Source organism: Mycobacterium sp. NPDC006124, assembly GCF_040614235.1.
Lineage (GTDB): Bacteria > Actinomycetota > Actinomycetes > Mycobacteriales > Mycobacteriaceae > Mycobacterium.
The window spans coordinates 148,536-154,685 of the sequence record NZ_JBEXUA010000013.1 but is presented as its reverse complement, the minus strand read 5'-3'; the positions used below and the strand labels follow the sequence as shown (position 1 = coordinate 154,685).

Genomic DNA, 6,150 nt, shown 5'->3' with positions numbered 1-6,150 from the left:
AACGACCAATGCGTCGGAAACACCTTGTTCAACTGACGGCGCACCGCCGCCGAGGGGTGATACCGCGAATCAATCGCATCGCCCTGATGGGCGGCCAACTCTGCCAACTTTGGGCTCATGACGTCCGCTCCCAGAATGCCGGTCCGACGGGTTCGATGAAGTCACCGTTTGCCACCAGGTAGCCATCCTTGTCGATGGTCACCGGGAGCTGTGCCAGTGCCCGCGCGGCCGGACCGAAGATCGGACGCGCGAAGTGCAACGCGTCGAACTGCGACTGGTGGCAGGGGCAGAGGATGCGGTAGGTCTGCTGCTCGTACAGCGACGAGGGGCAGCCGAGGTGCGAGCAGACCTTGGTGAAGGCGAACAGATCGCCGAAGTTGAAGCTCTCCTGGCCCTGCCGCTTGACCACGCGCGAGATGTCCTCGGGCCGGATGCGGATCAGCATGACCGGGTTGCGCACACCCATCGCGATCTCGGTGAGCAGCTCGTGCGACTCGAAGGTGGAGCCGTCGCCGTCGGATTCACGCCACGGGAACACCGTCTCCATGCCGCCGGCGTCGATGTCCTCCGGACGCATCTTCACGAACGGCGAGCTGCCGGGCTGACCGGTGGCGCGCGCGAGGTAGATGGTCTCGCCCGTGAAGCGGGGGCTCCAGCCGGACGTCCACAGGACGGCCTTCTTGCCCTCGGCCGTCGGGACGACCGGCTTCCACGGGTTCTTGATGATGCCGCCGATGAACGCGACCGCGGTGCCCAGGCCGAAGGCGCCGAGCCCGATGCCCAGCGACAGGCCAATCAGCTTGCGGCGCTTGAGGGTCGAGCCCTCCAGGGCGTCGGTCAGGTTGGCCGCCGTGGCGCGTCGTTCGATCTCGGGGGAGCGGCCGTCGTGCCGGTCCTGGATCGAGATCTCCTCGGGGATGAACTTCTTCTGGAACAGCACCGCGCCGATGCCGATCGCGAGGATCGACAGGCCGAACGTCAGGCCGTACAGCGGGGTGGCAAGGCTGTAGACGAACTCGCCGGCCGAACCGTAGGGCTGGTACTCCCACGGCCAGAACAGGAACACCAGCAGCAGGGCCAGTCCCAGCAGCCCGCCGAACAGCAGCCAGTAGGCCACCGTGCGCTCGGCGCGCTTCTCGGCCTTGGTGCCCTCGATGGGCCAGCGGTTCTCCTTGAAGACCGTCTCGACGCCGTCCATCCGGCCGCCGAGGGCGACGAGTTCCTCGCGCGACATCGTGGCGAGTTCGGCGTCGGTGGGCTGATGTGCCACCGTGCCGCGCTCGGAGGTGTCGGTGCCCTTCACCTCGGCGCCCTCGGAGCCGTTGCCGTCGTTCACGTTGTCGCTCATGCGCGCGATCCCACCCACATTGCGGCGCCGATGACGGCGACCATCCCGATGATCCAGGCCGCCATGCCCTCGGGTGCGGGGCCGAAGCCGCCGAGGCCGTAGCCGCCCGGATCGGGCGTCTCGGTGGCCTGCCGGACGTAGGCGACGATGTCGTGCTTCTCCTCCGGGCTGAGCTGGCGATCGGAGAACTTGGGCATGTTCTGCGGGCCGGTCAGCATCGCGGTGTAGATCTGCGCGGGGGTGGCCTCGTCCAGCGGCGGGGCGTACTTGCCCGACGACAGCGCGCCGCCCTTGCCGGTGAAGTTGTGGCAGGAGGCGCAGTTGAGCCGGAACAGGTCGCCACCGCGGGCGACGTCGTTGCCGATCAGGCTCGCATCCGCCACGGCGCCGTTGGCGTCGCGGGGGGTGACGGGTCCGCCGCCGTTGGCCTGGACGTAGGCGCCCAGGGCGTCGACCTGGTGCTGGTCGAAGATCGGGGCCTTGCGGGGGGCCTGGGCCTCGCCGCGCATCGCGGGCATGCGGCCCGTGCCGACCTGGAAGTACACCGACGCGTCGCCGACGCCGATGAGGCTCGGTCCGCGGTCGGGAACGCCCTGCAGGTTCGCGCCGTGGCACGTGACGCAGGACGTCTCGAAGAGCTGCTTGCCCGTGCGCAGCAGCGCCAGGCTGGACTCGTCGGCGACCGCCACCTGCGGCTTGGGCGTCAGGGTGGCGGCGATGCCACCCGCGACGAGAAGTCCGGTCAGAAGCAGCAGTGCTCCCGACACGCGTCGGCGCAACCGACGGCGAGACTTGTTGGTCATCGATCCCCTTCTCATCGGGCGTTGTGAAGACTGCTCGTCCGTAGTGCTCATCGTCTGCCTATCGCACGAAGTAGATGACGGCGAACAGTGCGATCCAGACGATGTCGACGAAGTGCCAGTAGTAGGACACCACGATCGCGGCGGTCGCCTGCGCCGGCGTGAACTTGCTCATGCGCGTGCGCGCCAGCAGGAACAGGAAGGCGATCAGACCGCCGATCACGTGCAGGCCGTGGAATCCGGTGGCCAGATAGAACACCGACCCGTAGGCGCTGCCCGGGATGGTCGTGCCGTGGGTGACCAGGTGGTAGTACTCGTACCCCTGCCCGAGGACGAAGAACAGGCCCATCGCGAAGGTCAACAGGTACCAGCGGCGCAGGCCGAACACGTCGCCGCGCTCGGCGGCGAAGACGCCCATCTGGCACGTGAACGACGACGCGATCAGCACCAGCGTCACGGGGACCGCCTGAACCAAGTTCAGTTCGGTGGGGGCCGGTGGCCAGTCACCACCGGCTTGCGCCCGCGCGGTGAAGTACATCGCGAACAGCCCAGCAAAGAACATCAGTTCGCTGGACAGCCATACGATGGTGCCAACACTTACCATGTTGGGACGGTTCAGCGAATGCACGCGAGCAGTGATCGCGGTTCCCGAGGTCCCTACAGCACTCGTCACATCATGAAGTATGACGCTTTGTAGTTGTCGAACTCCACCCGGGGCACGACATTCGTAATAATCACTTCGTGACGTCTCCGGATTCCCATACCTGGCCGCAGGTTCTCGGCCGCCTGACCACCCGACGCGCGCTGGCCGTGGGGCAGGCCGGGTGGGCGATGGACCAAATCATGACCGGCGTCGCGACGCCGGCTCAGATCGCCGGGTTCGCGGTCTCCATGAAGATGAAGGGACCCACCTCCGCGGAGGTGAAGGAACTCGCCGACACCATGCTGCGGCACGCCCACCGCGTGCCCACCGACGTCATCGGCACGGCTGCGGTGGACGTCGTCGGCACCGGCGGAGACGGCGCGAACACCGTCAACCTGTCCACGATGGCGTCGATCGTGGTGGCCGCCAGCGGCGTCCCCGTCGTCAAGCACGGCAACCGGGCTGCGTCGTCGCTCTCGGGCGGCGCGGACACCCTCGAGGCGCTCGGCGTGCGCCTCGACCTGAGCCCGGAGGACGTGGCGCGCTGCGTCGCCGAGGTGGGCATCGGATTCGCCTTCGCCCCGCAGTTCCACCCGTCCTACCGCCACGCATCGGCGGTGCGCCGCGAGATCGGCGTGCCCACGGTCTTCAACTTGCTGGGGCCGCTGACCAACCCGGCCTCGCCGCGGGCCGGCCTGATCGGCTGCGCCTGGGGTGACCTGGCCGAGGTGATGGCCGGCGTGTTCGCCACGCGTGGTTCCAGCGTGCTGGTGGTGCACGGCGACGACGGTCTCGACGAACTGACCACGACGACGACGAGCACCATCTGGCGCGTGCAGGCCGGCACCGTCGAGCGGTTGACGTTCGATCCGGGGGCCTTCGGCTTCGAGCGGGCCGAACTCGCCGAGCTCACCGGTGGTGACGCCGAGGCCAACGCCGCCTCGGTGCGCGAGGTGTTCGGCGGCGCCAAGGGCGCCGTGCGCGACGCGGTGATCCTCAACGCCGCGGGTGCGATGGTCGCCCATGCGGGGCTATCCAGCGACGCCAAATGGGTGCCGGCGTGGGAACTGGGTCTGGCGCGGGCCGCCGAGGCGATCGACTCCGGGGCGGCCGAGCACCTGCTCGCGCGTTGGGCGCGGTTCACCCAGGACCTCTGAGCGCTCGTCCTGGTCGGCGGCCAGGCGTGCCGAGCGCGCCGTCGCGGCCCAAGCCAGATGCCGGCCCGCCGCGTTCAGCGGGGTGGCGTACCCGACGCCGTCGGCGGTGTCGGTCCTGACGATGCGTACGCCCGGCTGGGTGAGCCAGCGCGCGACGAGCCCCACCTCCTCGACCAGCGCGCCGCCCAGCGGTGCCGGTTCGCGCAGGATCGACTGTGCGGCGGCGCCCAGGGCGTCGACCACAGGCATCGGGGGCACCCCGCGCCGCGCGGTGCCCGCCGCGGCGAGCTGGCCGTTCCTGACGATCGCAAGGTGCCACCCGCCGGCACCGTCGGGGCTGGCGGCGACCAGTTCGTCGACCGCGACCAGGGCGCGCAGGCGCTGGCCGCGCCACACGACGTCGATCGCGGTCGCCGTGTGATCTCGGAGACGGGCCGCGGTCTCGTACTTGCCGCGTTCGGCCAGCGCGGCGACGTGGGCGACCGCCCCGCGAAGCGCCGCGTCGTCGGTGCCGGCGATCAACTCCGCGGCCGCGGCCGGGCCGGCGGCATAGGAGTCGGCGTCGGCGCCCCGCTCGGCCGGACACGGCGACAGCTCGAGTTCGGGGCAAGACGGCCCATGGCGTGCCGAACGGGCCAGTCGGGTGGTGCACGTCCGGACGCCGGTGACGCGGGCCAGCAGCGCCGCGGTCTCGACGGCGTCGGCGCGGACCCGGAACGGGCCGATCGCCCGGTCGTGCTTGGGGGACCGCACGACGGAGAACCGGGGGAACGCCTCGTCGGTCAACACCACCCACCACCACCGGTGCGGGAACTTCGAGCGCCGGTTGTACGGCGGGGCGTGCGCGGCGAGCAGTCGCAGCTCCCGCACGCCCGCCTCCAGCTCGTGGGCGCATTCGACGTGGTCGACCCGGGTGGTCAGCGACGCCATCTCCTTCATCCGGGTGCGCGGGTCGCTGCCGTTGAAGTAACCCGAGACGCGGCGGCGCAGGTCGACCGCGGTGCCGACGTAGAGCACCTCGTCGGAGGGCCCGCGGAACAGGTACACCCCCGGCCGGCGCGGCAGCGCGGTGGCCAGATGCCGGTTCTGGCGCTGTGCCGGGGTCACGTCGGGCAGGTAGGACCGCAGCTCGCCGAAGGTGTGGATGCCCTGGTTGCCGACGCGTTCGATGAGCGCGTGCAGGACGTCGACGGTGGCGCGCGCGTCGTCGAGGGCGCGGTGGGTGGGCCTGGTGCTGGCCCCGAACAGCTGGGCCAGGGCCGAGAGCCGAACGCTGGGCGCCTCGTCGCGGGTCAGCACGCGGCGGGCCAGCTTCACGGTGCACAGCACCGGGGGACGCCGCCAGGGCAGGTCGAGGCGCTCGGCGGCGGCGCGCAGGAACCCGACGTCGAAGCCCGCGTTGTGGGCGACGAGAACGGCGCCCTTGGAGAACTCGAGGAAGGCGGGCAGCACCGACTCGATCCGGGGGGCGTCGCACACCATCGCCGTCGTGATCCCGGTGAGCGCGACGATCTTCGGCGGGATCGAGCGGCCGGGGTCGACGAGGGTGGCGAGCTCGCCGAGCACCTCGCCGCCGCGCACCTTGACCGCGCCGATCTCGGTGATGGCGTCGAATCCGCGTTCGTGGCCGGTGCCGTAGTCGTCGCCCTTGGCCCGGCCGCCGGTGGTCTCGAGGTCGACGATCACGAACGTGGTGTCTCGCAGGTCGAGTTCGGTCAGTGCAGCTGCCTCGTCGCCGAATGTCGCGTCGACGTCGCCGAAGCTCAGCTGCTCCATGGCAGGGGACGGTAGGCCCTCCAACCGACATCGGCTCACATCCGTGTCATTCGCGTGGCGGGCTCGGCGGGCTTGTCGGTGGTCGTCGTTAGCGTGCGCCTCATGACACGACGGAAGGGAGAACGGCCATGACTCGACCAGAGGCGGGACCGAACCCGCCAGAGCTGAACCCGCCCGAGTTCGGACCGGGGACCACGGAATCCGACGCCGGCACCCTTCACATCGACTGCGACGACTGCGCGGTGCGCGGACACGGCTGCAAGGACTGCGTCATCAGTGTCTTGCTGGGAGTTCCCGACACGTTGCTGGCCGACGAGCGCCACGCGTTGGAGGTCCTCGCAGACGCCGGATTGGCGCCTCGGCTACGGTTGGTGCCGATTCACCGGAGGCGCGCCGACGGGGTCGCCTAGGGGCCCTTGGAGTCGC

The 6,150-nt window shown here is 70.1% G+C and carries 5 protein-coding genes and 1 pseudogene; 2 read left to right on the top strand and 4 right to left on the bottom strand.

Annotated features, from left to right (window positions below; all coding sequences use genetic code 11):
• Positions 1–115 precede the first annotated feature (115 nt).
• Genes ABZ195_RS23225 through ABZ195_RS23215 form a run of 3 tightly spaced genes read right to left on the bottom strand, consistent with a single transcriptional unit; the run spans position 116 to position 2,821 of the window.
• Positions 116–1,348 carry a ubiquinol-cytochrome c reductase iron-sulfur subunit gene (locus tag ABZ195_RS23225; RefSeq protein ID WP_355221889.1) on the bottom strand — a complete coding sequence of 411 codons (1,233 nt, stop codon included), beginning with the start codon at positions 1,346–1,348 and terminating at the stop codon, positions 116–118.
• Positions 1,345–2,166 carry a cytochrome c gene (locus ABZ195_RS23220; protein WP_355221888.1) on the bottom strand — a complete coding sequence of 274 codons (822 nt, stop codon included), beginning with the start codon at positions 2,164–2,166 and terminating at the stop codon, positions 1,345–1,347. Before ABZ195_RS23220 ends, ABZ195_RS23225 begins: the two co-directional genes overlap by 4 nt.
• Before the next feature lie 43 nt (positions 2,167–2,209).
• Positions 2,210–2,821, bottom strand: coding sequence for a heme-copper oxidase subunit III (locus ABZ195_RS23215; protein WP_355221886.1), 612 nt, complete (start codon positions 2,819–2,821; stop codon positions 2,210–2,212).
• A gap of 68 nt (positions 2,822–2,889) precedes the next feature.
• Here ABZ195_RS23215 and trpD point away from each other — a divergent pair, with 68 nt between their 5' ends.
• Entirely contained in the window at positions 2,890–3,948 is a 1,059-nt protein-coding gene (trpD, locus tag ABZ195_RS23210) for an anthranilate phosphoribosyltransferase (protein WP_355221884.1), read from the top strand.
• Here trpD and ABZ195_RS23205 read toward each other — a convergent pair.
• Positions 3,886–5,724: pseudogene (locus ABZ195_RS23205) on the bottom strand (DEDD exonuclease domain-containing protein); the annotation flags it as partial. The gene trpD and the pseudogene ABZ195_RS23205 sit on opposite strands and share 63 nt — an antisense overlap.
• Positions 5,725–5,852: 128 nt before the next feature.
• Between ABZ195_RS23205 and ABZ195_RS23200 the strand changes: the two are divergent.
• Positions 5,853–6,134: a hypothetical protein gene (locus ABZ195_RS23200; protein WP_355221883.1), complete on the top strand. Its 282-nt coding sequence runs from the start codon at positions 5,853–5,855 to the stop codon at positions 6,132–6,134.
• The last annotated feature ends 16 nt before the right edge of the window (positions 6,135–6,150 follow it).

Coding starts and splice junctions, on each gene's coding strand:
- ABZ195_RS23225 (WP_355221889.1), bottom strand. CDS start 1,348: ATGAGCGACAACGTGAACGACGGCAACGGCTCCGAGGGCGCCGAGGTG.
- ABZ195_RS23220 (WP_355221888.1), bottom strand. CDS start 2,166: ATGAGAAGGGGATCGATGACCAACAAGTCTCGCCGTCGGTTGCGCCGA.
- ABZ195_RS23200 (WP_355221883.1), top strand. CDS start 5,853: ATGACTCGACCAGAGGCGGGACCGAACCCGCCAGAGCTGAACCCGCCC.